This window comes from Salinivirga sp. (assembly GCF_035268865.1).
Classification (GTDB): Bacteria; Bacteroidota; Bacteroidia; order Bacteroidales; family Salinivirgaceae; genus Salinivirga.
The window spans coordinates 1-26,577 of record NZ_DATFKB010000014.1 but is presented as its reverse complement, the minus strand read 5'-3'; the positions used below and the strand labels follow the sequence as shown (position 1 = coordinate 26,577).

The following is a 26,577-nucleotide window of genomic DNA, read 5'->3' as shown; positions in this document are numbered from 1 at the left end:
ATTACTCCTCCCGAATAAGTTCAAAATCAAGTTGCTTTTTCAACAAGTTGGCTCCTGCAACCTGTATTCGTACTTCATCGCCTAATTGGTACTTACGTTTATGTTGATTTCCGATTATGGCCATCTCTTCTTCATCAAAGATATAATAATCATCGTCGAGCGACTGCAATGAAACCAATCCTTCGCAACCATTTTCACTTACCTCAACGTACATTCCCCAATTGGTTACACCAGAAATAATACCATTGAACTCCTCTCCCATTTGGTCGCGCATAAACTCTACCTGCTTATATTTAATTGAAGCGCGCTCGGCCGCAACCGCTTTTTGTTCCATATCGGAGCAGTGGTCGCACCGGTCTTCTAGTTTTTGTGTTGGATAAGATTTTGCCCCATCCAGATAGTCAGCTAACAGGCGATGCACCATCATATCGGGGTATCGGCGAATGGGTGAAGTAAAATGGGTGTAATAATCGAATGCCAGACCATAGTGCCCAATATTAAAAGTTGAATAAACAGCCTTGGCCATAGAACGCACCGACAGCACCTCAATAAGATGTCTGTAAGGTTTATCTTTGGCATCATCAATCATATTATTGAGCGACTTTGCAATTTTAGATTTGCTTTCGGTTTCTACCTGGTATCCAAATCTTTTTACAAATCGCGAAAGGTGCTGAAGTTTTTCAGGGTTGGGTTTATCATGAATACGGTATACAAAGGCCTTTTTACGGCCCTGCGACAACACTTTGATGTGATTGGCAACAGTGCGGTTGGCAAGTAACATAAACTCCTCAATAAGTTGATTTGCCTCCTTACTGATCTTAAAATATACGCCGGTGGGCGTGCCGTCATCTTTCAGGTTAAACTTCACCTCTTTTCTTTCGAAATTAATGGAGCCATCCTTATAGCGTCGTTTACGCAGTATTTGTGCAAGGTCATTAAGCTTTACCATTTCGTTGGCAAGTTTCCCCTCACCGGTTTCAATCATTTCCTGCGCATCTTCATAGGCCAGTCTGTGGTCTGAGTTTATAATGGTACGGTCAATATAATATTTCAACACATTGGCATCATCATCCATTTCAAAAACTACTGCAAAACAAAGTTTATCTTCATTTGGCCTAAGCGAGCACACACCATTGCTCAATCGCTCAGGGAGCATAGGCACAACCCTGTCGACGAGATAAATGGAAGTAGCACGATCGTAGCCTTCCTTATCGAGCACAGTCCCGGGTGTTACGTAATGGGTAACATCGGCAATATGTACGCCCACTTCCCAATGGTTATTTTTTAGCCTTTTAATAGATATGGCATCGTCAAAATCTTTAGCATCGGCCGGGTCAATGGTAAAAGTAAGCACATCGCGAAAATCTGTGCGTTTTTTTATTTCTGATGCATCAATGGCATCGGAAATTTTCTCAGCCTGTTCCAGTACCTTATCCGGAAATTTGAATGGCAACTCGAACTCCGCAAGTATGGCGTGCATTTCGGCATTATGTTCGCCGGCCTGCCCCAGCACCTCCACAATTTTCCCGACGGGATTTTTTGCTTCGGCAGGCCACTCCTTAATAGTGGCAACTACCTTATCGTTATCACGCGCTTCACCAATTGAAGCAGGTGGAATAAAAATATCATAAGGCATCTGTGGGCTATCTGGAATAAGAAAAGCATAGTGTTTCGATACTTTTAAAATTCCGACGAACTGCTCTTTGGCTCGCTCAACAATTTCGATTACTTCTCCTTCGCTCATTTTACGCTTCCGGGCATAAATAAAAACCTTCACAATATCGTTGTGAAGGGCATGATTCAAATTACCCTGCGATATCATAATCTCCTCTCCAATATCTTCGCTAATGAGTGTGGCAGGCCTTTTCCTGTTTAAATGAATGCGCCCGGTAATATAGGCTCCGGCTTTATTGAGTTTATAACTCCCTCTTTTGGACATTTTCGCCATTCCTTCATTAGTCAAATCATCCAAAGCCTTGTTAACAAGTATTCGTTTATCCTGTCCGGTTAACCTCAGGGCTTTACATACCTGTTTATAGTTAAAGCTTTTTGTAGGATTGTCTTCTAAAAACTGGACAACCATATTTTTTATTTGCCGTTTATTCAACGACTTTCCTTTTTTCTTCTTTTTCTTTTTTGCCATATAGAAACATTTATGACATACAAATTACTGAAAAATTCAATGAATTATCTCAGTTACCTGTATTAATTCGTATTTATTTAGTAGAATCTGGCAATTAAACAATATACAATTGTATTCCGCAAACTTTTGCGAAATAAGCCATATCAGGTTTGGGCGAAACAATTAAATAGGATAAAGATAAATTGTGGTCAGCATAACCACAAAACCTAGCGCAAAACCTCCTGCTACCTGTTTTATGGTGTGGGTACCAAGAAACAACCTGGCCGTTCCCACCAGTCCCGCAGCAACTATTGCCTGTATAAAAAAATGAGGATTATGAGCATGGTACAAATCTGAAAGCGCTAATATCATCCCAATCATGCCACCAAGGCCTGCTGCATGTGCTGAAATTTTCCATTTCACAGTAATGATAGATATAAAAAAAACAATGACAAATGCACCAAAAATGTACGATGAAATAAATCCTGGTGCATTAAGTCTATGCAATGTGAAAAAAGAGAAGAAATAAAAAATTGCAGTAACAAGAAACGGGACAAAGCGTTCCTGGGTTTGCGTCATTTCAAATGATTTTATCACTTTGCGAAGCAAAAAAAGTGACATCATGATGACCGGTAAAAGAAATGTGCTCACAAAAACAATCAGGTAGGTTACATCCTGCCCTTTTTGCGGCATCATACTCATATAATACGATGAACTGAAAATAACAAACAAACCCAGTGTTGGCATCAACACAGGGTGAAGTATTATGGATATGGCTTTGGCTAATTGCTTTAACATTTACACTTCCTTTCTCAAACGGGCTACGGGTATATCCAGCTGCTCGCGGTATTTTGCGACTGTACGCCGTGCGATTTTGTAGCCTTTATCCTTCAAAATATTTGTGAGTTTTTCGTCAGTAAGCGGCTTGCTCTTACTCTCGTTGGTGATACAATCTTTTAGAATGTTTTTAATTTCACGCGTGGATACCTCTTCGCCGTCTTCAGTTTGCATACCCTCAGAAAAGAATGATTTTAATGGAAATATACCAAAATCCGTTTGAATATACTTACTGTTGGCCACACGTGAGATTGTTGAGATGTCAAGGCCCGTTTCTTCTGCTATATCTTTCAGAATCATTGGCTTGAGCTTACGCTCATCCCCATCCTGAAAATATTCGTACTGGTATTCCAGAATTGCATTCATCGTAAGTAAAAGCGTGGCCTGCCTTTGCTGAATAGCATCAATAAACCAGCGGGCCGAATCCAGTTTCTGCTTTACAAAGGTTATGGCTTCTTTATCCTGTTTGGTTCGGCTCTTTTTGTCTTTGGCAAAGGCCTTTAACATGTCGGCGTAAGTTTGGCTCACATGGAGCTCTGGTACGTTACGGGAATTCAGCGACAATTCAAGTTTACCGTTATTATTATCAAGTATAAAGTCGGGAATTATGGCATGTACATTGGCTGCAGAAGGATCGCTAAATGCGCCACCCGGTTTTGGATTCAAATGCAAAATTTCATCGAGTGCTTCCTTAAGCTGATCACGACTTATATTGAGACGCTTTATAATTTTTTCGTAATGTTTTTTTGTAAACTCTACAAAATGGTGTCGCAATATTTTTTCGGCATATTTCACCGACTCTTTTTCAAAATCTTTCCTTTCAATTTGTAAAAGGAGGCATTCCTGTAAGTCTCTGGCGCCTACGCCGGGCGGATCAAGCTCCTGAATTTTCTTGAGCAACATAAAAAGGTCGGTCTCATTGGTGCGAATACCCTGCGAAAAAGCAAGGTCATCGACTATACTTTTAAGGTTGCGCCTTAGGTACCCATCATCATCTATATTGCCAATAATATACTCGGCCAATGTGCGATTCTGCTCATCCAAACTAACCTTAAGACTAAGCTGATTGCGCAAAAACTCATGAAACGATGCTCCTTCGGAGTATGGTATTTCCTTGTGCTCATCGTCTTTGGAATAATTCGAGGCCTGTAGCTTATAATTCGGTATTTCATCGTCCTCTATGTAATCGTCCATAGAAAACTCATCTCCCGAATCATCTTCCTGGTAGTCGTCTTCCTGCTGATATTCATCCTCGTAATTATCATTGCCCTCTTCGAGCGCAGGGTTTTCTTCGATCTCCTTTTTCACCCGTTGCTCAAGCTGCAACGTAGGTACCTCCAGCAGCTTAATTAATTGAATTTGCTGCGGCGATAACTTTTGCAACAATTTTTGCTGTAAACTTTGCTTAAGCATGGGTCTCTTTTATTCTATTTAACGATTATCTATCGATTTGGTTTGTAGCTAAAATTAATTAAAATTCTGCACTTTTCGGAAAGCGTGGGAAAGGAATTACGTCTCTGATATTTGTCATTCCGGTCACAAACAACATAAGGCGCTCAAAACCAAGGCCGAACCCGGCATGGGGAACAGTCCCGTATTTACGAGTATCGAGGAACCACCACATTGTTTCCTCTGGTATATCCATCTCTTTTATGCGCTTCATGAGTTTGTCGTAATTCTCCTCACGCTGCGAACCTCCTATAATTTCACCAATTTGAGGAAAAAGGACATCCATTGCGGCAACAGTCTTGTCATCATCATTCTGCTTCATGTAGAATGCTTTGATGTCTTTCGGATAATCGGTTATAATTACCGGCTTTTTAAAATGTTTTTCTACCAAATACCGCTCATGCTCCGATTGAATATCGGCACCCCACTCCTCAATCACGTAATTAAATTTTTTCTTTTTGTTGGGTTTCGAATTTTTCAAAATATTAATGGCATCGGTATAGGTAATGCGCTCAAAGTTGTTTTCAAGCACAAAGTTAAGCTTTTCTATCAGTGGCATTGAACGCTCATTCTGAGGTTTCTGCTTATCCTCATTTGCCAGGCGCTGCTGCAAAAACTCCAAATCTTCTTTGCAGTTGTCCAGGGCATATTGCACCAAATATTTAAGCATATCTTCTGCCAGATCCATATTATCAACGATATCGGCAAAGGCCACTTCGGGTTCAATCATCCAGAACTCAGCAAGGTGACGGCTGGTATTACTATTTTCGGCTCTGAAAGTGGGTCCAAAAGTATAAACCTGCGACATGGCTAATGCAGCTAATTCAGCTTCGAGCTGACCTGAAACAGTTAAATTAGTGGCTTTCCCGAAAAAATCTTTACTAAAATCAATTTCACCGTCATCTGTTTTTGGTGGGTTTTTCAGGTCCAGGGTTGTAATCTGGAACATTTCTCCGGCACCTTCTGCATCGCTACCGGTAACGATAGGTGAGTGGATATTATAGAACCCACGATCGTTGAAAAATTTGTGTATAGCAAATATCATATGGTGGCGAACCCGGGTTATGGCGCCAAAAAGATTGGTACGGAAACGCAAATGGGCATTTTCTCTTAAAAATTCCAGGCTATGACGCTTTGGCTGAATTGGAAAATGATCTGGATCAGCTTCTCCCAATACGTCTATAGTGCCGGCCTGAATTTCGTTGATTTGCCCTTTTCCCTGAGACTCAACAAGCTCACCTACGACTTTAAGTGCTGCGCCTGTATGAATACGCTCTGTAATTTCAGCCGGAATCTTCTCTGCATCGGCTACAATCTGCATATTCTTTAAACACGAACCATCATTTAATGCAATAAATGACACATTTTTACTTCCTCTGATGGTTTTTACCCATCCCATTATAGTTACTTCTTTCCCGAACTCTTTTGACTCTAAAAGTTCACTAATGCGGATTCGCTTCATATTTATTGTTTTTCGTTATTTCTCACTCTACTATTTCCCATTCAAAACCGTCTTTTTTGTCTTTTACAACAACTCCGATTTCTTTAAGTTGATCGCGTATTTTATCAGCCGTGGCATAATCTTTAGCTGCTTTGGCCTCGTTGCGCAAGTTAAGCAACAGGGTTATCACCTCATTAAGCTTATCATCACCACTACTCTGCTCTTTCTCTGTTTCGTTTGTTAAGCCCAGCACGTCAAAAACAAATTGATTAATAAAATCACTCAATTTGGTAAGGTCTGCCTGCGTAGCTTTCTGATGTCCATCATGAATTGCATTGATCCATTTTACTCCATCGAACAAATGAGCCAGGGCCACCGGGGTATTCAAATCGTCCTGCATGGCACTCCAGGTATCTGCAATGAGCTTATCAACATCAATTGTGCTATTATCTGAGGCTTTGAGCCCTGGCAACAACTCTATTGCTTTCATTAAGCGATCAAAGCCTTTTTGCGCTGCCTGCAGGGCTTCATTACTAAAATCAAGTGTGCTGCGATAATGTGCCTGAAGAATAAAAAACCTAACTGTCATGGGTGAATATGCCTGCTCGAGCAGTTCATGTTTACCGCTGAAGAGTTCATTCAGGGTAATAAAATTGCCCAGTGACTTACCCATTTTTTGACCATTAATGGTTATAAGATTATTGTGCATCCAATAATTGACTGATTCTTTGCCATATGCACCAACACTCTGGGCTATTTCTGCTTCATGATGCGGAAATTTCAAATCAGCTCCTCCTCCGTGTATATCAAAGGTCTCTCCCAGGTACTTTGTGCTCATAGCTGTACACTCCATGTGCCATCCGGGAACGCCATCGCTCCAAGGAGCTTCCCATCGCATAAGATGCGTATGGTCGGCCTTTTTCCACAATGCAAAATCGGCACTACTCTTTTTCTCCGATTGCCCTTCGAGCTCACGCGTATTCTCGAGCATGTCTTCAAGTTTGCGTCCTGATAGTTTTCCGTAATCGTGGTCTTTGGCGTATTTTTCCACATCGAAATAGACTGATCCCTCTGCTTCATAACCGTAACCCTGCTCAACAATTCTTTTTACCGCATCAATTTGCTCCATAATATGGCCGGTTGCACGGGGTTCGATACTGGGTGGCAGCGTATTGAGTTGCTCCATGTTTTTATGGTAACCTACAGTGTACTGCTGCACAATCTCCATAGGCTCAAGTTGCTCAAGGCGTGCCTTTTTCTCAATTTTATCTTCTCCTTCATCAGCATCGTCAACCAGGTGCCCAACATCTGTTATATTTCGCACATAGCGTACCTTATAACCCAAATGTCTGAGATAACGAAACAGTAAATCAAATGTAATGGCCGGCCGGGCATGTCCTAAGTGGGCTTCACCGTATACAGTCGGACCACACACATACATACCCACATAACCGGGGGTTATAGGTTTAAAAATTTCCTTCTTTCGACTCAGTGTATTGTAAATTGTAAAATCCTGCGACATAGTTGTCTATTTGATTAATTTGGATTAGAGCACAAAATTATAAAGCTTCCGCAATAAATTAATGCTTATGGCACGATAATTTCAAATTAGCTGAATAACAAAATGTTTTGAGTGGAGATTAAACACCTGGATTCTATTACAATAGTTAATTTTCAGGTGTTTTTTCAGTGGGAGTAGTATCCTGATCATCGTATTCAATAACTTTCACAACCTTTTTCTCCTCAAGCACCTTGGTCATGTATCTATTACCGTTTACATCATAAAAGTGCCATTTACCATTATACAATTCACCGTCTTTAAAATATCCGCGTTGCAACAGCAAACCCGTGGGGCCAATTTTCCGGTACTGCCCTGTAAAAGTTAGTTTTTCAGACTTTTTCTTTACAATCTCACCCCCGGGCTTTTCACCTTTTTCAAAATTACTGCTTTGCGCCTGCTTATAATTTCCTTCTTCAAACACTTTTTCGGACTTTACTGTACCATCTTTATAATATTCCGTAAGTGTTCCGGTTTTTTTGCCGTCTTTCCAGGTTCCATTAATCATCAAATCACCCGATTCATAGTAATAATTTTGCGCTCCGGTGCGCTCTCCCTCTCCATTATAAAAGAACTCATATGACAATTTACCGTTTTCATGGTAATACCGGTATTCGCCGACCCAATGCTTTACAACCCATTTTCCTTCTTCTCTGATTATACCATTTTTGTAATAAAATCTTGCAGGGCCAATTGTTTTACCTTTTTGATAAGTAACTTCATGTTTTCGGTTACCATTTTCGTAATATTTCACCCAAAGGCCAACACGTTTATTATTCACAAATTCACCCCGCATCTTTACCTGGGTTCGTGCATCATCGTAAAAATAAATCCATTGCCCCTGTTTGCGCATCTGTGCATCTACACGATTAATCGTATCTCCTTTGTAAAGCTCATATACCTGGGCATTGCTTTGATAGCAAGCTACAGCAAAAAGCAGCAACAAAGAGATATGAATGAACCTGTGCATACGCATTTAATGCATCAATTTTTAATTATTAAGTTTTTGCTCTAAATCGTTTAATTTACGCCAAAGCTCGGGTAAGTTCCTGTAAACAGCCATGGCCTTACGTTCACGGATGTAACTAATAGCAGGTGAGCCCAGCACTGTTTGGTTATCTTTAATGTTTCCGCTAATTCCGGCCTGCGCACCGGCTTTTACATTATCACCAATATTAATATGGCCGGCTAAACCAACTTGTCCGCCAAACATACAATCCTTACCTATCTTGGTCGATCCGCTAATTCCAACCTGGGAGGCCATAACCGTATGGTGACCAATTTCTACATTGTGGGCAACCTGAATAAGGTTATCGAGTTTTACGCCTTCACGAATAATTGTTGAACCCATCGTAGCCCGGTCAATACAGGTATTGGCCCCAATCTCCACGTGATCTTCCAGCACTACATTGCCAATTTGCGGTATTTTCTGGTAGTTTTCGCCTTTCTTGGGTGCAAAACCAAAACCATCGGCCCCAATAACGGCTCCGGCATGTATGGTTACCTGTTTTCCTATAACACAATCGTGATAAATTTTCACACCCGGGTAAATAATTGTACCTGCTCCAATAGTCACATTATTGCCTACATAAGCCTGCGCATGAATTTGCACACGATCGCCAATTTTAGCATTCTTACCAATAACAGCAAATGTATCTACAAATACTTTTTCTCCGACTTTGGCAGTATCATCAATTTTACTCATTGAATCAATGCCCTCAGGGACTGGCTTAGCTTGCTCGTACATACTCAGTAACGTGGCAAATGCCTGATAAGCGTCGGGCACCTTAATAAGTGCAGCCTTAACTGGTTTCTCCGGCTTAAAATCTTCATTTACAATCACAATACTGGCCTCAGTACCATAAATATATTCAGTATATTTTGGATTAGATAAAAAACTAAGTGTTCCGGGTTTTCCCTGTTCTATTGGTGCCACATTATTTACTTTCACATTTTCGTCGCCTTCAACTTTTCCCTGAAGTGCTTCAGCAATTTGGGCGGCTGTAAATTCCATCATTGGGTTAATCTTTTAAATAAGCTTTTGATTCAAATTATCTATCACTCACGTGTTCACAACAAAAGTAATAAATTTAGGCTAATTCTCGCGGGAAGCAAAGGAAGTATTTTTTAACGGTTTGCGACAAAATCTCATGGTCGAACATGTCTGAAACGTCGGCCAAATCGGAAGTTGAACCATCTTTGTTCAGCACTTTGATGATTCCGCTATCGGGTTTGTAAGCATTATTTGTCAACATATCGGAAACAACGAAATAAGCTGCTTCCTCCGGGGCGAGGTTAAAAGTTTCTGATACACGCTGCTTTAATCTGGCAATCTCTTCTGTTGTAAATGGCTCACTTTGCAACCTTATTTTAAATAAATTACGCTGAATATACATGGCACATAACCGGCTCAACACAGGATCTTCGTCATACTGCCAAATTTTTAATGAAGCGGTCATATCATCGTCATCCAACATAGCAAAATGCTCCAGCATTTTATCATCTAAAATAAATTGTGTATTCGAGAGGAAAAAAATTAAAGCCGGTGGCCCCCACAATTTCTTACCTTTCATTGTTAGTTCCCTTGCGCGGATGATAATGTTGCGTAAAAGCATTTCTGAAGACACCACGGTTTTGTGCAAATACACCTGCCAGTACATTAGGCGTCTGGCAATTAAAAACTTCTCTACCGAATAAATACCTTTGATATCAACCACCAACTCATCGTCAACTACGTTGAGCATTTTTATGATGCGATCGGTGCTGATTACCCCTTCAGAAACGCCTGTAAAAAAACTATCCCGCTTCAGGTAATCCAGTCTATCGGCATCAAGCTGGGAACTCACCAATGCGTGCAAAAACTTATGCTTGTATCCTCCTGAAAATATATCAATGGCCTTGTCAAGTGCCCCATTGTACTTCCTGTTAAAAAACTGCATGTAGGCCAATGAAAGTTCTTCGTGCCTGATATTGGGTACGATTAAATCTTCCAAAGCGTGAGAAAAGGGGCCATGGCCAATATCATGCAGCAATATAGCCGCCAATACTGCTTCTGATTCCTGATCAGAAACGGAAACACCTTTTTCTTTAAGTATTGACAAGGCTGTATTGGTAAGATGAAAGCTTCCCAACGTGTGTAGAAACCTGGTGTGCGTAGCTCCCGGATAAACCAGGTAACTCATTCCAAGTTGGCGAATTCGGCGTAGCCGCTGAAAATAAGGATGGTGTATGATTTCGTAAAGCAGTCCATCTGGAATATTTATAAAGCCATAAACCGGGTCATTAAGAATTTTTCGGTTGCGTATTATTGACATAAAACAATGGTTTTGAATTGAAGACATAAAGTTAAAATCATTAATTTTCAGACAAATATTTTTTTTGTTTTTATTTATTTGTATTTTTGCACCGTAAAACGCAAGAAAAAGTTTTTGGGGGGCAATAGTCCCCTAATTTTTTATCATTATGTTAGACAAAACAACCATAACGAAGATTGTTAATGAGGCCATTGAGGACACTGATAGTTTTTTGGTAGAAATAAAAGCAACCAATGACAATAAAATCTTCGTATACATAGATGGGTTCGAGGGCATGCCGATAGATGAATGTGTTCGGGTATCAAGATTCATCGAATCAAAACTCGATCGCGATCAGGAAGATTTCGAATTGCAGGTTTCTTCGCCCGGGCTCGACCAGCCTTTTAAGGTTATTGAGCAATACGAGAAACATAAGGGAGAGGAAGTAAGAGTGATTTTAAAGGACGGTACCACATTTGAGGGTAAAATCACAGAAGTTAAAGAGAATGAAATTGTCTTGCAGTACGAAGAAACCTACAAAGAACCCGGTAAAAAGAAAAAAGAAAAAAAGATAAATAATGAGGCCATATCGCTGGAGCATATAGCCTCGGCGAAAACAATCATTCGTTTTTAAAAAATTTGTAACCATGCAGAACGTAAATTTGATTGATACTTTTCTGGAATTCAAAGAGCTCAAGAATATTGACAGAGCTACCATGATGCGTGTTTTAGAGGATGTATTTCGCAATGTTTTGCGTAAACATTATGGTGGCGATGAACACTTCGACATCATTATCAACATTGATAAAGGTGACTTCGAAATCTGGCGCAACCGCGACGTAGTAGCAGACGATGAGTTTGAGGATGAATACACGCAGATAAAATTATCTGACGCTAAAAAAATTGATGAAGACTACGAAGTTGGTGAAGAAGTAACAGACGAAGTAACCATTGAAGATTTTGGTCGCAGAGCCATTCTTTCAATTCGCCAGAATTTAACTTCGCGTATTCTGGAGCTTGAGAAAGAGCACATTTTCGGGAAATACAAAGATCGCATAGGCGAAATCATCACCGGAGAAGTTTACCAGGTATGGAAGCGCGAAATTCTCATTGTAGATGACGAAGGCAATGAGCTTATCTTACCAAAAGAAGAGCAAATACCTTCAGACTACTTCCGCAAAGGCGACAGCGTACGTGCAGTTGTAATTAAGGTTGAGTTTAAAAACAACAACCCCTTTATTATTCTTTCACGTACAGCACCAGAATTTCTGGAGCGCCTGTTCGAACTTGAAGTACCTGAAATATTTGACGGTCTTATTACAATTAAAAAAATTGTGCGTATGCCGGGCGAACGCGCCAAAGTTGCTGTGGAGTCATACGACGACCGCATCGATCCTGTAGGCGCCTGCGTGGGTATGAAAGGGGCCAGAATACATGGCATTGTGCGTGAGTTAAGAAACGAAAACATCGATGTCATTAATTACACCAATAATTTACAATTGTATATTTCAAGGTCATTAAGTCCGGCCAAAATATCAACCATTAAAATCGATGAGGAAAACAGCAAAGCCGATGTTTACCTTATGCCCGATCAGGTTTCACTGGCCATCGGCAAAAGCGGAAGCAACATTAAGCTTGCAAGTTTACTCACCGGTTACGAAATCGATGTTTACCGTGAGCTTGCTGAAGATGACGAAGATGTGGATCTGGAAGAATTTTCTGATGAAATTGACGGTTGGGTAATTGATACACTCAAAGGTATAGGTTGCGACACAGCCAAATCTGTACTTGAAATACCAAAAGATGAATTAATGTCGAGAACTGACCTGGAAGAAGAGTCGATTGACGACGTTCTCAACATATTAAAGGCTGAATTCGAATAATTTTGGAGAATTTATAATAATTCCTATTATATTCGCAAAATAAAGTTAAGGACAATATATGACACAAGGCAAAAAGTCGATACGTTTAAGTAAAGTTGCCAAGGAATTAAATGTGGGGATTTCTACCATTATCGATTTCTTTGATAAACAAGGACTTGATATCAAGGCAAATCCTAACACAAAGATAAGTCCGGAGGTATATGACATGCTGGTGGCTGAATACAGCCAGGACGGTAAAATGAAAAAAGAATCAGAAAAACTGAGTCTTGGCACCCATAGGTCAAACCCGGAAGTGGTAACAATCGACAAAAAAGAAGAAGACAACGAAGAGGACGACGAGGAGGGAGATGAGGTGATGATTAAAGACCTGAGCTCAGGAAAAACTGCATCGCCAGAAGCAAAAGAAGAAGAGAAGAAGGAAGAAGTAAAAGAGGAGAAAAAAGAGGATACTTCCAGCAAAAAGCAGGAACAACCGAAAGAGGAAAAACCTGAAAGTACGAAAGAAGAAAAGCAGGAGAACCAACCTAAAGTTGTTGGAAAAATTAACCTGGACAATGTAAAAAAGGCGCGTCCGAAGAAGAAGTCAGAAGATAAGTCTACTGAGAAAAAGGAAAAGAGTAAGGCACAACCTGAAAAGGAGAAACCAGCTCAATCTAAACCTAAAGAAGCGCCAAAGCCAGAAGCTAAAAAGCAAAAAGAGGCCCCTCAGCCTAAGAAAGCAAAACCAACGCCCAAATCTGCTGAGCAGGAGAAACCCAAGAAAGAGCCAGAGAAGAAACAGGCTCCCAAAAAAGAGGAAAAAGATAGCGACTTTATAGAATCGAAAGTTGAAAAGCTTTCTGGTCCGACCGTAGTTGGTAAAATTGACTTACCTAAAGAACAGCCTAAGAATCAAGATGATTCGCGCAAAAAGAAAAAGCGCAGAAAACGCATCCGTAAAGATAAGGTTGACGTAAACAAGGAGCGCAATGATAACAAGCAGCGCCAAAAGCAACACACCGACAAAAAGGATTTCCCGAAGAAAAAGAGAAAGAAAAAACCTACAAGACCTGAGGTAAATGAGGAGGACGTACAAAAGCAAATTAAGGAAACCCTCTCAAGATTAACCTCAAAAGGTAAAAGTAAGGGTGCCAAATATCGTCGTGATAAACGTGATGCTGTTCAGCGCAAGCAGGAAGAAGAAATACAGCAACAGGAACAGGATAAGAACATCCTTAAAGTTACCGAATTTGTTTCGGTAAATGAGCTGGCCAACATGATGAACGTTCCGGCCACAGATGTTATTGCCACCTGTATGAATCTCGGACTTTTTGTTTCAATCAACCAACGTCTTGATGCAGAAACAATGTCGCTTGTAGCAGATGAGTTCAATTACAAAGTAGAATTTGTAAGTGCCGAAGTACTTGATGCAATTGAAACGGAGGAAGAAGACGATCCGGAAGAACTCACTCCACGCCCACCAATTGTTACAGTCATGGGTCACGTAGACCATGGAAAAACATCATTGCTTGACCATATACGTAAAGAAAACGTTATTGCCGGTGAAGCAGGTGGTATTACGCAGCACATTGGTGCATATAATGTAAAACTTGATGATGGCAAGCGCATCACATTTTTGGACACACCAGGTCACGAAGCATTTACAGCAATGCGTGCCCGCGGAGCCCAAATTACCGATGTGGCGATTATCATCATTGCAGCTGATGACAATATTATGCCTCAAACTAAAGAGGCTATTAACCACGCCCAGGCAGCAGGTGTACCAATTGTGTTTGCCATAAACAAAATTGACAAACCCGGTGCAAGTGCAGAAAAAATCAAAGAAGAGCTGGCGCAAATGAACCTTTTGGTCGAAGAATGGGGTGGTAAATATCAGTCACAAGATATATCGGCAAAAAATGGCGTTAATATCGAGGAATTGCTTGAAAAAGTATTGCTCGAAGCTGAACTACTCGATCTGAAAGCTAATGCAGACAAGAAAGCTACAGGAACCGTAATTGAAAGCTCACTCGACAGAGGTCGCGGATATGTAGCCACAGTGCTTGTAGAAGCAGGTACACTGCAAATTGGCAACATTATTCTGGCCGGCTCATACTATGGCCACATAAAAGCTATGTATAACGAGCGTGGCGCACGCATAGAAGAAGCTGGCCCGGCAGTACCGGTTCAGATTCTTGGTCTGAACGGCGCACCGCAGGCAGGTGACAAATTCAACATTATGGAAAGCGACGCCGAAGCCAAAGATATTGCCAATAAACGTGAGCAATTACAACGAGAGCAGGGCTTACGCGCACAAAAACACATTACACTTGACGAAATCGGCAGACGTATTGCCATTGGTAACTTCCAGGAACTTAACATTATTGTAAAAGGTGATGTGGATGGTTCTATTGAAGCGCTCGCCGATTCAATGATTAAGCTTTCTACTGAAGAAATACAGGTAAATGTTATCCACAAAGGTGTGGGACAAATATCTGAATCAGATATCCTGCTTGCTGCAGCATCGAACGCAATTATTGTTGGGTTCCAGGTACGTCCGTCAATAGCTGCACGCAAACTTGCAGAAAGAGAGGAAATCGACATCAGACTATATTCCGTTATTTACGATGCCATCAACGAAATCAGAGATGCAATGGAAGGTATGCTTTCTCCAGACATCAAAGAGGAAGTGACCGGTACTGCAGAAGTGCTGACCGTATTCAAAATCACTAAAGTTGGTAAAGTAGCCGGATGTATAGTGCGCGAAGGAAAAATATACCGCAACTCTAAAGTACGACTTATTCGCGAAGGAATTGTGGTTTATACCGGAGAACTCGGTTCACTTAAACGATTCAAAGACGACGTTAAAGAAGTTGCTTCAGGATACGAATGTGGCCTGAATATCGAGAATTTTAACGATATTAAAGTTGGCGACATGGTAGAGTCATTTAAGGAAGTTGAAGTGAAAAAAACACTATAGAAAAGCCTATAAAACCAAAAAACCTGACGTTGCCACGTCAGGTTTTTTTTATGATAAAAATCGCGTCAAATTATCATAAAATAAGCATGGCATCGCCATAAGTACCAAAACGATATTTCTCCTTAATTGCAGTCTGGTATGCATCTTTGATAAGATCATAACCTCCAAATGCGCTTACCATCATTAATAAAGTTGAAAGCGGCAAATGAAAATTTGAAATCATGCTATCAGCTACACTAAACTCATAAGGCGGAAAAATAAATTTGTTGGTCCAGCCATCATATGGCTTTACCATACCGTTAGTCGAAACAGAGCTCTCCAGCGTACGCATAACGGTTGTACCTACGGCGCAAATACTACTTTTGCGCTCCCGGGCACTGTTCACAATATTAGCAGCATCATCGGTAATGAGAATTTGCTCCGAATCCATTTTATGTTTCGTTAAATCTTCAACCTCTACAGTTCTAAAATTACCCAATCCCACATGCAGGGTAACAAAACCAAAATTTACACCTAAAATCTCCAAACGCTTCATGAGCTCGCGGCTAAAATGCATGCCGGCCGTAGGAGCTGCTACTGCACCTTCATGTTTGGCATAAATGGTTTGATAACGATCCCGATCTTCTTCTTTGACCTCTCTTTTAATAAATTTTGGCAGCGGCGTTTCGCCATGGGCATAAAGTGTTTTCTTAAACTCCTCATACGGTCCGTCGAATAAAAAACGTAAAGTACGTCCACGACTGGTGGTATTATCAATAACTTCTGCAACAAGTGAATTATTCTCACCAAAATAGAGCTTATTGCCAATACGTATTTTCCGCGCCGGGTCTACCAAGACGTCCCATAAACGCTGATCGCGATTTAATTCGCGCAACAAAAAGACCTCGATTTTAGCACCTGTTTTCTCCTTATTGCCATAAAGACGGGCAGGAAAAACCTTGGTATTATTAAAAATCATGGCATCATCCTCTTTGAAATAGTTGAGCACATCTTTAAATACCTTATGCTCAATTTTACCGCTGTCGCGATGAACAACCATCAAACGCGATTCATCACGGTTATGGGCAGGATGTAGAGCTATTAGCTCTTCTGGTAGTTTGTAATTAAACTGGGACAACTTCATAACTCACCAACTTTATATTTGTTTAATCGATTAATTTTATTGATATATTGATCAAGCGACCAGGCATCATCCAATGAAAATTGCCCGATTGCTGTTCTTGTTAATTCTTGCAAATATGCACCACTATTGAGTTTTTTGCCAAGGTCGTGGGCAAATGACCTAATGTAAGTACCCTTGCTGCATTTAATACGTACATTTATATGTTTTGGTTCAAAATACTGCAAATCAATTTCATGAAAAAACACATTTTTTGCTTTTAATGCCACATCAATGTTTTTTCTTGCGTATTCATAGGCTGGTTTTCCATTAACTTTTTTTGCTGAAAAAACAGGAGGCATTTGCATTTGCGATCCTTTAAATTCGTTCAACACATTCTCAACCAACTGCTCTGTAATATGATCTACAGGATATTCCTGATCAATTTCTGTCTCAAGATCGTACGACGGTGTTGTAGCACCCAGGTCAATACCCGCCACATAGGTTTTAGGTGCATCCTGTATAAATTCAATCATTTTTGTGGCTTTGCCAATACAAACAATAAGCAACCCGCCAGCAAGCGGATCAAGTGTACCGGCATGGCCCACCTTAATTTTCTTTATTTCGAGGGCACGGGTCAGGTGCCATCTGATTTTGTTTACTACGTCAAAAGAGGTCCAATGCAGTGGTTTATTAATTAAAACAACCCTTCCCGAACGGTAAACTTCCCTGATTGTATCTATATCCATAATTATCCGGCAATAATGGCTATGCTACCCACAACTACGCAATAAACAGCAAACCAAATAAGTTTACCGCGTTTTACAATATTGATCATCCAGCGGCAGGCCAGCCAACCAGACAAAAATGCTGCTACAAATCCTACGAGCAGCGGTAGTGTGCCAATTTCACTATTTGCTGTCATTTCTCCACTTACTAAATCGAGAAAATTCTCACCCAGTATGGGGATCAGCACCATTAAGAATGAGAAACGTGCTATGCGCTTTTTATCAACTCCCAAGAGCAGGCCGGTAGAGATGGTGGCCCCGGACCGGCTAATACCGGGCAAAACAGCAAATGCCTGGGCTATACCAATAACAAAGGCATTTCCGGGTTTAATCTCCCGCTTTCCACTTCTCCAGAAATGGGCAAAAGCCAACAGCGCTGACGTAACCAAAAGCATAGCGCCTACAAAAACAAGATTCTCACCTCCAAAAAACTGCTCCACATTATCTTTAAAAAAGAGCCCTATTATAGCCACAGGAACCATGGAAAGCATGATATAAAAAACGTATTTGGTTTCTTTATTCCACTGAAATTTGAGGGTACCACTTATAATCTCAGCCAGGTCATGTCTGAAAACCACAATGGTGCTCAAAACGGTAGCGCCGTGTACCGCTACAGTAAACATAAGGCTCTCACGGGCCTCAACACCCAATAAGTGTTTTCCAATTTCAAGGTGTCCACTGCTCGATACAGGCAAAAACTCAGTAAGTCCCTGGATCAACCCCAGAATCAGCGCTTCAATCCACTCCATTTCTTCTTCTGCTTATTAATCCTCTTTCTTTTTGGGTTTGCGCATAATGGCCCACATAATGTATATAAAACCAGCCAGAACAAAAAGGGGTGCAAGTGTTATGCGGCGAAAAGAAAAAATCTCGCGGCTAAATTCCTCCGGATTATCTGAGCCACCTCCCATCATAAGCAAAAAGCCGATAATAACGACTCCAAATCCGATCAGTAAATGCTTATAACTATCTTTCGGGATGGCAAATGTAAGTTTGTTTGATTTTTTTTCGGCCATTGTATATGGATTTAAAAATATAATTTATCTGTACTGATTCGTAAATATTTATTCACTGCAAACAGGGTTGAAAAGAATGAGATTACGATACCTACAATAATAATTCCACTCGTTAAAATTCCCATGACAAAGGGGTCGGTAAATACACTGATTTCGGGAAACTCATTACCAACAAGATAAATAACCGCAAACAACATGGCATTGGCAAAAAGGCCACTGTATATTCCATGCAATGCACTCGTTCGAAGGAAGGGCCCACGAATAAAATACCTTGTGGCTCCTACCAACCTCATGGTGTTGATAATAAAACGCTTGGAATACACCGACAGGCGTATTGTATTGTTGATTAAAACAATGGAAATAAACAGCAACAAGGCAGCAAATCCAAGTAAAATCAGAGTGATTTTACGAATATTTTCATTCATCAAATGTACCAACGATTTTTGGTACCAAACCTCTTTAATTTGCGGAAACTGAAGCAATTCTTGCTCTATTTTCCTAATGCTGTCATTGTTGGCATAACGGGCTATTAAATTAACATCAATTGAAACTGGTAAGGGGTTATATCCGATAAAGTCAATAAAATCTTCTCCAAGATCTTGCTGCAGCTCTTTTGCTGCTTCTGCTTTACTTATGTGCGTAGTAGTTTTTACAAAATCACGCGATTCAATAACTTTTTGTAATCGCAAAACATCGGGTTCTTTCACTTCTTCTTTCAGAATAATGCTGAAACCGATATTTTCGCGCACATAATCAGAAAGTTTCTTGGCATTAAGCAATAGAAGCCCCATAATACCCAACATAAATAGCACCAGGGTAATAGAAACTACCGTGGTGATGTATGAAGTTCTCAGGCGTCTTTTCGATGATCGTTCTTCTCTGGGCTTCATGGTTAGGTTTGCTTTAAATTTAAAGCCATTACCGGGCACTTTTAGCTAAAGTTTACAAAAATACACGTAAAGTCCTAAAATACCAACCAAATAACATGGAATTTAAATTGTTGTGCATAATCGTGGGACAAAGGCCCAAATTAATTTATGTACAGACCCGGAATTTTGTTCTAAAAATGTAACTTCGACAGAATAAACCCAGGGTATTATGAACTTCAGAGATATGGTTTTTATAGCAGTTGCCGAAAACCTGAGCTTTTCAAAAGCAGCTGATGAGCTTTTTATAAGCCAGCCAGCAATAACAAAACACATCAGGGAGCTTGAGCGACAACTTAATGAAGCCCTGTTCGAACGCAAAGGCAATAAAATTTATCTTACCCGGCAAGGCAAAATTACCTATCGGCACTTAAAACAAATACACCAGCAATATGCCGAAATGGAATTTGAACTAAGCCGGCAACATGGTCATGTCAAAGGAGCGCTAAGTATTGGAGCAAGCTCCACCATTTCACAATACGTCATACCCTCCGCTATTGCAAGTTTTCACCACCGGTATCCCGGAATAAACGTCAGCCTTTTTAACGGCAACTCTTTTGAAATGGAGCAACTACTTATCGAAAATAAAATTGATCTGGCTGTTGTCGAAAATGCCTCATCGAAAGCAGGTATACGGTATCAAAAGTTTATGGACGATGAAATCATTATTGTCACCGGAAGTCAAAGTGCTTTTGCCCGTCGCAATGCCCTTTCAGCAGAAGAAATACAACAAACACCCATCGTACTCAGGGAACAGGGCTCTGGCACTCTGGAAGTGATTTATAACGAATTAAAAAAGCAGGGTATTAACCTTGAAAAACTAAATATTCACATGCACCTGGGCAGCACGGAAGCAATTAAAAATTTCCTCCCAAAATTTGATGGTATAGCCTTGCTGTCAGAAAAAGCTATCGATAAAGAACTGCAATTGAACGTGCTTAAAAAATTAAACATCGCCAACCTGCGGATTTACCGCCAATTCAGGTTTGCACGATTACAGGGCCATGAGTATAAAATCCCGGAAACGCTCATAAACTTCCTTTTTAATTATAACTTTTAGTTATTCTGAATAATTTTTTACCATTTGACCTGGTTATAATACTGCCTTATATTTGTATTCAGATTGTAAAATGGAAAGTCTAAATGGAAATTGTCTGGATAATACTTATCGTACTATTAGCCTCACTTATAAAAGGCATTACAGGTTTTGGATTTGCAATGGTATCCCTGCCACTTTTGATGTTTTGGTACAGTCCACTGGAACTTATTCCGGTATTAATGATCTCAAATCTATTGTCTTCGGCCCTTATTTTATTACAAAAAAAAGAGCAAAAATTAGTTAGCAAGCCATTCAAGGGGCTCATATTATTTGGCGCTATTTTCACAATACTGGGGGTAGTTGCACTAAATTTTATATCTGAGGACCACCTGGCTAAATTTGTGGCACTTTTTTTTATCCTTCTGTCAGGCATTTCTTTATTAAAGGTACGCTACCATCCGGTAATTAAAAAACCCTGGTATAAGTTGGCCGGGGCACTCTGTGGATTTTTAACCGGGTGCATATCCATAAGTGGCCCTCCGCTGGCACTATTTCTGAATTTTGCCAATACAGGCAAACAACAATTTCGCGAAATATTTGCCTGGTTTAGCCTGATTACTGCAATTATAGCGCTCATAGCTTACTATTTTTCAGGCATACTAACAACAAAATCACTTGAAATGATCGCTCTGTTCCTGCCTTTACTATTTATTGGGTCATTTGTGGGCAAAAAACTCAACAAAAAAGTATCAACGGTTCTGTTTCGACAATTCAGCATTGTAATGAGCCTGGTATCGTGTGTAGTATTGCTTTTAGGGTGAAAACCACATGATTATACCCATAAAAGCCCTCATTAATCAGAAAAACAAAGCCAAAACACCATAATAATACCTGTTTATTTGGTTCGTTTTTTTATAATTTTCGAAATTACAGCCAGGTACCGCTAAGCACTCAAGGATGCACCAAATGAACAGCAATATGAGTAAAAACAAACCTTTAAATCATCTATTCGCCAGTCTATCTTTTGAGGCCCTTTTCCTTTCAAAAAAAGGCATATGTATAGCGCAAAATCAAGCAGCGAAAGACATTTTTGGCTATACCGACGAAGAGGCCATTGGCCGACCGGGAACCGATTGGATTCACCCTGAGGACAGAGCGCTGGTTGCGCAAAAAATGAAAGAAAATTATGCCCAGCCATACAAAGTGCTGGCTTTACGTAAAAACGGCACCATATTTCCCTGTGAAATAGAGGCCAAAAACATTAATCACAAAGGAGAAAACATCAGGGTAACCGCATTAAGAAATATTACAGAACAGCAAAATCTCGAAGACAAACTAAGTGATAAAATCAAAGAATTAGAAATTATAACTGATTCAATACCAAACTCCATATGGAAAGCAAAAGTTTCGAAAGACGGCCAAATTTCAGAAACCTACATCTCGAATTCGGTAGATCAACTGCTAGGCCAACCACCGGGAACAATTAATAGCGACTGGGACAAATATTTTAGCTTTATATTACCCGAATACCTGGATAAACTTAGAGAAACCATTCAATCAGGAATTGAAAATCCGGGGCAAACATTCACAGTTCGCTACCAGGTAAAAAAAGCAGATGGAAGCCTGGCCTGGTTCTCATCATGCGGAAAAGGCGAACTTAAAGGTGACGAAGTAATTGCTTATGGTTTTACATATGATATAACCGCAAAAAAAGAGAAAGAAGATCAACTAAAGACATTAATGGCCACGAAGGATAAGTTTTTCAGTATTATTTCACACGATTTACGCAACCCTTTTACGGCTTTTATGGGATTCAGCGAGCTCATGTTAAGACAATTGAAAAAGGGGCAGTACGACAACATTGAAAAGTATGCCCGCGCCATTTATTCCACTGCCCGTAGTGGAGGCGAATTACTATCGAACTTATTGGATTGGTCGCGTTCGCAGAGGGGAAAAATTACTTTCAGGCCCGAAAAAATTAATCTGCATGAATTAGTGCAATCGGTATTGATGTTTTTCGATGAACCTGCAAGGAGTAAAGAAATAAAAATAGAATCTACCATTGCATCAGATATTACACTCATGGCAGATCACAACATGCTAAATACCATTTTACGAAATTTGGTAAGCAATGCCATTAAATTCAGCTATCGCAATACTACCGTCAATCTTTCTATTACACAGCAAAACAACAGTGTATTGCTGGAAGTGGAAGACATCGGACAGGGTATTGAGCCCGAACAACAGCAAAAATTATTCAGAATAGATTCAAATGAATCATTTCCCGGCACAGAGGAGGAAAAAGGTACAGGACTGGGCCTTATTTTGTGTAAAGAATTTGTGGATAAACACAACGGTCAAATCGAAGTAGAGAGTGAGCCCGGCAAAGGCAGTAAATTTACCGTAAAATTGCCTCAAAACACCCGATCCTGAATAGCTTACCAACCTTTAGAAGTTAACGAGCTTTAAAAGGGAAAATCTACGTGGCACTTAACCATACTTAATGCCTTAATGGTTCAAAAATACTTACCAACCTATTAAGAAATCAAGTAACATTAAGAAGAAAACCTCCCTGGTACTCAACTATTCTTAATGCCTTAATGGTTTCAAAAAAACTAACCATTAAGAAGTGAAGGAACATTAAGAAAAAAAGATACCTGGTTCTTAACTCTTCTTAATGCCTTAATGGTTCTAATTAAAAACCTAACCATTATACTTCGACATGCTCAGTACCCGAAGTTAAAAATTATTAAGGGAGGCCTTTAAGTGGCTGGCGAGTTTGAAAAAGGGAATCAGATGACTTTTAATTCAAAGAAACTTCCGCATTAACTCTTGCAATTGCGACTTAATTTCTTCCCAGTTGATTTTTTCTTTCATAACCGGCATCGGCTCAGGTTCTGCATCATCAAAATAGGCCAAACTTTTTTTGACAAGAAATAGATTACCATCATCAAACTTTTCACTATAGAAATTAAATAATTCATCAAAAGAAAACATTTTAAGCAGGTAATAAAGATCAATAAAATCTTTTTTAGTTCCTCGACCTGTAATGGCACTGAGTTTCATGGCTCCGATATCCTTTATTGATGCAAGTCGATAATTATCTTCCTCAATTAACGGCGAAATCCACGGATATTTATAGTTTACTATGTCTACTTTTATGTTGTCGATAGATAGTACATTAATGTTTTTTGATTTTTTTAGCACCTCAACATTGCCGGTTAGTTCAATGTTTTTTTCTTGTTCCAAAAAAGCAATTTTACCAAAAAGATCAATATCAATAGACTCCCGATGCCCAATTTGCAAGGCAAGAGCTGTACCTCCAACCATCCTTAAATCAGAGAATGCATCTATTTGCATTACTTGATCTAATATCCGTAAAAGCTCGGGTTTGACTGCTGATTTGTGTAACATCGAAATGAATTTAAAGGTGTATTGGTAAGCAGAGCAACAAAGCTTATTACTTTTGGATCTATCGAGCGTGCAGAAATAATTGCATCTTTAATTTCATCCATGGAATAACGGGTTTTGAGCAAATTCCAATCTTTTATTTTCCCGTATTCCATTGCTCTTCGGATAACGTATGCTTTATGTTTTTCCAGATCCAGCGTTTCCACATCAACATCCCAGAAAAGGTGCGGAGAAAAGTCTTTGGACGATATGTTTTTGTCGTTCATATTTCCGGATGGTTTTATACAAAGTTAATGAAAAGTAATTTTTAAAACCATTAAGAAGTTAAGATTCATTAAGGGAAAATAAATTCCCATCTGAATTTTCCTTAATGCCTTAATGGTTTAAAAAGATTAACCATTAAGAATTTAAGGTTCATTAAGACATACTTAATTCCCTTTCTCCTTAACTATTCTTAATGTCTTAATGGTTCAAAAAACACTCCTGACTTTAAAACTAATCTGCCAGTCTTCCGTCTAATTCCAATTGGTCCGCAATTGTCGCCATACCTTCGATGGTGAGTGTGATAATTTGGCTCAGCTCCATATCCAGCATTTCGGCACCACGTTCGATGATAGTACGGTCAATTTTAGCTGCAAAACGTTTGTCTTTCCATTTCTTTTTTACCGACTTGGCTTTCATGTCCAAAATGCTTTTTGAAGGACGCACCAAAGCCGAAGTGGTAACCAGCCCGGTAAGCTCATCGATGGTGTAAAGTGTTTTTTCGAGCAGTGTTTCGGGCTTAATATCGGTACAAATTTGCCAGCCGTGGCTCAATACAGCGCGAATATAGTCCCCGGGCCAATTGTTTTCTTCCAGAATCTGTTTGGTCATGGTACAATGCTGCTCCGGGTATTGCTCATAATCGAGATCGTGAATAAGTCCAATAACGCCCCATTTCTCCTCTTCTTCGTTAAAATGGCGGGCAAAATGCCGCATGGTAGCCTCCACAGCAAGCGCATGTTTGATGAGGCCGGGATTCTGATTATACTTCTGTAAAAGCTCGAGTGTTTGTTCGCGGGTGGGTTGCATGCTTTTTATTTACGTTTTGGTTAGAAAACAAAGCTAAGAATTTTCCTATTTTTTCTTCATGCCTTCATGGTTCAAAAGTTTAAGAACTAACCATTAAGAATTTAAGGACTATCAATGGAAGAAAGAAAAAAAGCTTTTGGGCGAGATATCTTTTTTATTCATTTCCCGTTTGCATTTATATTTATACAAAGTTATTGATATTTTTAGCAGGGAGTGAAGGAGGGAATGTCATTTACACGTCAACCATCGCCTGCGATGTTAGTTTTTGTCCACGAATTGACACGAAGAAGCTTTTAATCATTAAACAATTATGAAGTACATTTACTACTTACGCCTGAGCAATATAACACACCAATCCACTTAATTACTTAATCCACTTCACTTTGACCTGCTATCTGCAAAACTCCGGCAAGCCATTGCCCGAAGCAATCAAAAAAATTTCACGCAACGGAGGCTACGAAAAAAGTCCTCGAGCAAAGTCCCGCTAAGCAACTCCGTGAAACTCAGCGAAGCACTTAGCATAGCACTGTGAGTAATATTTTGGGAAAATACAAAACCGTTCACTTCGTTTCGCACTTGCCTTCGCACGAGGCCACTCAGAGAATGGTGGTTGTGATTGAACCGGATTGGTTTTTTTGAGGTGGCACAATTTGAACCGGAATAGGTGGCACAAATCAAATCAAAATATCCAGAAGCTATTGTTGCATAGACCCGGCGCGGCTCCAAGACGCACTGGGTCTTTTAATACCTTTTTTTCTCGCAGAGGCTCGCAGAGTTTGCCGCAAAGTTGCGCAGAGTGTTCAGCGAAACTCCGCGGAATACTTTGCGGAACTCTGCGAGAACTTTTTTATAAAAATTACGAATCCGTTCTCTTCGATTCGCGCTTGCCTTCGCACAAGGCTACTCAGAGAATGGTGGTTGTGATTGAACCGGATTGGTTTCTTGAGGTGACACAATTTGAACCGGGAAAGGTGGCACAAATCAATTCAGAATAGCAGAGCAGAACCGGCGTGTCTTGAAGACACACAGAGTCTTTTAAAACCTTTTTCTCTCGCAGAAGCTCGCAGAGTTTACCGCAAAGCTGCGCAGAGTTTTCAGCGAAACCCTGTCTGCCAAACAGGCAGGTCAGCGAAGCACTCAGCGCAACTCGGGAAATGTTTTTAAAAAAATCACGAAACCGTGATCCTGGTTTAGCTTTTGCCTTCGGGTGAGGGTACTTAGAGAACTGGGTAATGATACTTGCTTTTGTGGCACAATTTGAACCGGAATAGGTGGCACAAATCAAATCAGAATATCCAAAAGCTATCGTTGCATAGACCCGGTGCGTCTTGAAGATGCTCTGGGGCTTTTAAACCATTTGTTTCTCGCAGAGTCCCGCAGAGTTTTTCGCAAAGTTACGCAGAGCTCTCAGCGAAACCTCAGCGAAGTACTCAGCGTAACTCCGCGAGAAATGTTTTTAAAAAAATCACGGAACCGTGATCCTGGTTTAGCTTTTGCCTTCGGGTGAGGGTACTTAGAGAACTGGGATATCGGTTCTTGTTTAAGTGGCACAATTTGGGCCGGAAAGTGTGGTGTAAAACGAATATGGTTAGCTACGTTGGTGTCTTTCAGGTACGTTAAAGGGACATAGTTTACACTTTTTAGGTTGAAATTTGATGTAAAAATCAAATTGCCATGCCTTGGAA

The 26,577-nt window shown here is 40.1% G+C and carries 23 protein-coding genes; 6 read left to right on the top strand and 17 right to left on the bottom strand.

The window, feature by feature from the left end; translation table 11 throughout:
- Position 1: 1 nt before the first annotated feature.
- From rnr to VJ937_RS00820, 8 genes are all read right to left on the bottom strand, one after another.
- Complete coding sequence (rnr, locus tag VJ937_RS00855; protein ID WP_324065029.1) at positions 2–2,143, bottom strand: ribonuclease R; 2,142 nt, start codon at positions 2,141–2,143, stop codon at positions 2–4.
- Between the two features lie 162 nt (positions 2,144–2,305).
- Complete coding sequence (locus VJ937_RS00850) at positions 2,306–2,920, bottom strand: hypothetical protein (RefSeq protein WP_324065028.1); 615 nt, start codon at positions 2,918–2,920, stop codon at positions 2,306–2,308.
- Entirely contained in the window at positions 2,921–4,372 is a 1,452-nt protein-coding gene (gene rpoN / locus VJ937_RS00845) for an RNA polymerase factor sigma-54 (protein ID WP_324065027.1), read from the bottom strand.
- Positions 4,373–4,430: 58 nt separating this feature from the next.
- Positions 4,431–5,870: an asparagine--tRNA ligase gene (asnS, locus tag VJ937_RS00840; RefSeq protein ID WP_324065026.1), complete on the bottom strand. Its 1,440-nt coding sequence runs from the start codon at positions 5,868–5,870 to the stop codon at positions 4,431–4,433.
- Between the two features lie 22 nt (positions 5,871–5,892).
- Positions 5,893–7,371 (bottom strand): cysteine--tRNA ligase, encoded by a 1,479-nt coding sequence (cysS, locus tag VJ937_RS00835; protein ID WP_324065025.1) that lies wholly within the window; start codon positions 7,369–7,371, stop codon positions 5,893–5,895.
- Positions 7,372–7,516: 145 nt separating this feature from the next.
- Positions 7,517–8,377 carry a hypothetical protein gene (locus VJ937_RS00830; RefSeq protein ID WP_324065024.1) on the bottom strand — a complete coding sequence of 287 codons (861 nt, stop codon included), beginning with the start codon at positions 8,375–8,377 and terminating at the stop codon, positions 7,517–7,519.
- A gap of 21 nt (positions 8,378–8,398) precedes the next feature.
- A complete protein-coding gene (lpxD, locus tag VJ937_RS00825) occupies positions 8,399–9,421 on the bottom strand; it encodes a UDP-3-O-(3-hydroxymyristoyl)glucosamine N-acyltransferase (protein ID WP_324065051.1) in 1,023 nt (340 codons plus the stop codon).
- Positions 9,422–9,497: 76 nt separating this feature from the next.
- Positions 9,498–10,721 (bottom strand): HD domain-containing protein, encoded by a 1,224-nt coding sequence (locus VJ937_RS00820; RefSeq protein ID WP_414706381.1) that lies wholly within the window; start codon positions 10,719–10,721, stop codon positions 9,498–9,500.
- Between the two features lie 148 nt (positions 10,722–10,869).
- Between VJ937_RS00820 and rimP the strand changes: the two genes are divergently transcribed.
- Genes rimP through infB form a run of 3 tightly spaced genes read left to right on the top strand, consistent with a single transcriptional unit; the run spans position 10,870 to position 15,542 of the window.
- A complete protein-coding gene (gene rimP / locus VJ937_RS00815) occupies positions 10,870–11,334 on the top strand; it encodes a ribosome assembly cofactor RimP (protein ID WP_057953015.1) in 465 nt (154 codons plus the stop codon).
- A gap of 13 nt (positions 11,335–11,347) precedes the next feature.
- Positions 11,348–12,583: a transcription termination factor NusA gene (gene nusA, locus VJ937_RS00810; protein ID WP_324065023.1), complete on the top strand. Its 1,236-nt coding sequence runs from the start codon at positions 11,348–11,350 to the stop codon at positions 12,581–12,583.
- Positions 12,584–12,641: 58 nt separating this feature from the next.
- Positions 12,642–15,542 carry a translation initiation factor IF-2 gene (gene infB / locus VJ937_RS00805; protein WP_324065022.1) on the top strand — a complete coding sequence of 967 codons (2,901 nt, stop codon included), beginning with the start codon at positions 12,642–12,644 and terminating at the stop codon, positions 15,540–15,542.
- Between the two features lie 73 nt (positions 15,543–15,615).
- On the opposite strand, the gene queA is transcribed toward infB, so the two are convergent.
- Genes queA through VJ937_RS00780 form a run of 5 tightly spaced genes read right to left on the bottom strand, consistent with a single transcriptional unit; the run spans position 15,616 to position 19,335 of the window.
- Positions 15,616–16,665, bottom strand: a complete 1,050-nt coding sequence (gene queA, locus VJ937_RS00800; RefSeq protein WP_324065021.1) for a tRNA preQ1(34) S-adenosylmethionine ribosyltransferase-isomerase QueA — start codon at positions 16,663–16,665, stop codon at positions 15,616–15,618.
- Positions 16,662–17,390, bottom strand: a complete 729-nt coding sequence (gene truB, locus VJ937_RS00795; protein WP_324065020.1) for a tRNA pseudouridine(55) synthase TruB — start codon at positions 17,388–17,390, stop codon at positions 16,662–16,664. Before truB ends, queA begins: the two co-directional genes overlap by 4 nt.
- Positions 17,391–17,392: 2 nt before the next feature.
- Positions 17,393–18,178, bottom strand: a complete 786-nt coding sequence (locus tag VJ937_RS00790) for an undecaprenyl-diphosphate phosphatase (RefSeq protein ID WP_324065019.1) — start codon at positions 18,176–18,178, stop codon at positions 17,393–17,395.
- 15 nt (positions 18,179–18,193) lie between these two features.
- The gene (locus VJ937_RS00785; RefSeq protein WP_324065018.1) at positions 18,194–18,445 is read right to left on the bottom strand and encodes a DUF3098 domain-containing protein; all 252 of its coding nucleotides are present in this window, start codon (positions 18,443–18,445) and stop codon (positions 18,194–18,196) included.
- An 11-nt stretch (positions 18,446–18,456) separates the two neighbouring features.
- A complete protein-coding gene (locus VJ937_RS00780) occupies positions 18,457–19,335 on the bottom strand; it encodes a cell division protein FtsX (RefSeq protein ID WP_324065017.1) in 879 nt (292 codons plus the stop codon).
- A 208-nt stretch (positions 19,336–19,543) separates the two neighbouring features.
- Between VJ937_RS00780 and VJ937_RS00775 the strand changes: the two genes are divergently transcribed.
- The 3 genes from VJ937_RS00775 (at position 19,544) to VJ937_RS00765 (ending at position 22,843) form a co-directional block, all read left to right on the top strand.
- The gene (locus VJ937_RS00775) at positions 19,544–20,431 is read left to right on the top strand and encodes a LysR substrate-binding domain-containing protein (RefSeq protein WP_324065016.1); all 888 of its coding nucleotides are present in this window, start codon (positions 19,544–19,546) and stop codon (positions 20,429–20,431) included.
- Between the two features lie 83 nt (positions 20,432–20,514).
- A complete protein-coding gene (locus VJ937_RS00770; protein ID WP_324065015.1) occupies positions 20,515–21,231 on the top strand; it encodes a sulfite exporter TauE/SafE family protein in 717 nt (238 codons plus the stop codon).
- A gap of 157 nt (positions 21,232–21,388) precedes the next feature.
- Positions 21,389–22,843 carry a PAS domain-containing sensor histidine kinase gene (locus VJ937_RS00765; RefSeq protein ID WP_324065014.1) on the top strand — a complete coding sequence of 485 codons (1,455 nt, stop codon included), beginning with the start codon at positions 21,389–21,391 and terminating at the stop codon, positions 22,841–22,843.
- Between the two features lie 375 nt (positions 22,844–23,218).
- On the opposite strand, the gene VJ937_RS00760 is transcribed toward VJ937_RS00765, so the two are convergent.
- The 4 genes from VJ937_RS00760 to VJ937_RS00745 all read right to left on the bottom strand — a co-directional run.
- Positions 23,219–23,824: a nucleotidyl transferase AbiEii/AbiGii toxin family protein gene (locus VJ937_RS00760; RefSeq protein WP_324065013.1), complete on the bottom strand. Its 606-nt coding sequence runs from the start codon at positions 23,822–23,824 to the stop codon at positions 23,219–23,221.
- Complete coding sequence (locus tag VJ937_RS00755; RefSeq protein WP_324065012.1) at positions 23,779–24,087, bottom strand: DUF6922 domain-containing protein; 309 nt, start codon at positions 24,085–24,087, stop codon at positions 23,779–23,781. The genes VJ937_RS00760 and VJ937_RS00755 overlap by 46 nt, the downstream gene beginning before the upstream one ends.
- Before the next feature lie 229 nt (positions 24,088–24,316).
- A complete protein-coding gene (locus tag VJ937_RS00750) occupies positions 24,317–24,892 on the bottom strand; it encodes a hydrolase (protein ID WP_324065011.1) in 576 nt (191 codons plus the stop codon).
- 1,407 nt (positions 24,893–26,299) lie between these two features.
- The coding region (locus VJ937_RS00745; RefSeq protein WP_324065010.1) for a hypothetical protein at positions 26,300–26,577 on the bottom strand (278 nt) is incomplete at its 5' end.

Excerpts from the sequence above, each read along its gene's own strand:
- rnr (WP_324065029.1), bottom strand. The coding sequence starts at position 2,143 with ATGGCAAAAAAGAAAAAGAAGAAAAAAGGAAAGTCGTTGAATAAACGG.
- VJ937_RS00850 (WP_324065028.1), bottom strand. The coding sequence starts at position 2,920 with ATGTTAAAGCAATTAGCCAAAGCCATATCCATAATACTTCACCCTGTG.
- rpoN (WP_324065027.1), bottom strand. The coding sequence starts at position 4,372 with ATGCTTAAGCAAAGTTTACAGCAAAAATTGTTGCAAAAGTTATCGCCG.
- asnS (WP_324065026.1), bottom strand. The coding sequence starts at position 5,870 with ATGAAGCGAATCCGCATTAGTGAACTTTTAGAGTCAAAAGAGTTCGGG.
- cysS (WP_324065025.1), bottom strand. The coding sequence starts at position 7,371 with ATGTCGCAGGATTTTACAATTTACAATACACTGAGTCGAAAGAAGGAA.
- VJ937_RS00830 (WP_324065024.1), bottom strand. The coding sequence starts at position 8,377 with ATGCACAGGTTCATTCATATCTCTTTGTTGCTGCTTTTTGCTGTAGCT.
- lpxD (WP_324065051.1), bottom strand. The coding sequence starts at position 9,421 with ATGGAATTTACAGCCGCCCAAATTGCTGAAGCACTTCAGGGAAAAGTT.
- VJ937_RS00820 (WP_414706381.1), bottom strand. The coding sequence starts at position 10,721 with ATGTCAATAATACGCAACCGAAAAATTCTTAATGACCCGGTTTATGGC.
- rimP (WP_057953015.1), top strand. The coding sequence starts at position 10,870 with ATGTTAGACAAAACAACCATAACGAAGATTGTTAATGAGGCCATTGAG.
- nusA (WP_324065023.1), top strand. The coding sequence starts at position 11,348 with ATGCAGAACGTAAATTTGATTGATACTTTTCTGGAATTCAAAGAGCTC.
- infB (WP_324065022.1), top strand. The coding sequence starts at position 12,642 with ATGACACAAGGCAAAAAGTCGATACGTTTAAGTAAAGTTGCCAAGGAA.
- queA (WP_324065021.1), bottom strand. The coding sequence starts at position 16,665 with ATGAAGTTGTCCCAGTTTAATTACAAACTACCAGAAGAGCTAATAGCT.
- truB (WP_324065020.1), bottom strand. The coding sequence starts at position 17,390 with ATGGATATAGATACAATCAGGGAAGTTTACCGTTCGGGAAGGGTTGTT.
- VJ937_RS00790 (WP_324065019.1), bottom strand. The coding sequence starts at position 18,178 with ATGGAGTGGATTGAAGCGCTGATTCTGGGGTTGATCCAGGGACTTACT.
- VJ937_RS00785 (WP_324065018.1), bottom strand. The coding sequence starts at position 18,445 with ATGGCCGAAAAAAAATCAAACAAACTTACATTTGCCATCCCGAAAGAT.
- VJ937_RS00780 (WP_324065017.1), bottom strand. The coding sequence starts at position 19,335 with ATGAAGCCCAGAGAAGAACGATCATCGAAAAGACGCCTGAGAACTTCA.
- VJ937_RS00775 (WP_324065016.1), top strand. The coding sequence starts at position 19,544 with ATGAACTTCAGAGATATGGTTTTTATAGCAGTTGCCGAAAACCTGAGC.
- VJ937_RS00770 (WP_324065015.1), top strand. The coding sequence starts at position 20,515 with ATGGAAATTGTCTGGATAATACTTATCGTACTATTAGCCTCACTTATA.
- VJ937_RS00765 (WP_324065014.1), top strand. The coding sequence starts at position 21,389 with ATGAGTAAAAACAAACCTTTAAATCATCTATTCGCCAGTCTATCTTTT.
- VJ937_RS00760 (WP_324065013.1), bottom strand. The coding sequence starts at position 23,824 with ATGTTACACAAATCAGCAGTCAAACCCGAGCTTTTACGGATATTAGAT.
- VJ937_RS00755 (WP_324065012.1), bottom strand. The coding sequence starts at position 24,087 with ATGAACGACAAAAACATATCGTCCAAAGACTTTTCTCCGCACCTTTTC.
- VJ937_RS00750 (WP_324065011.1), bottom strand. The coding sequence starts at position 24,892 with ATGCAACCCACCCGCGAACAAACACTCGAGCTTTTACAGAAGTATAAT.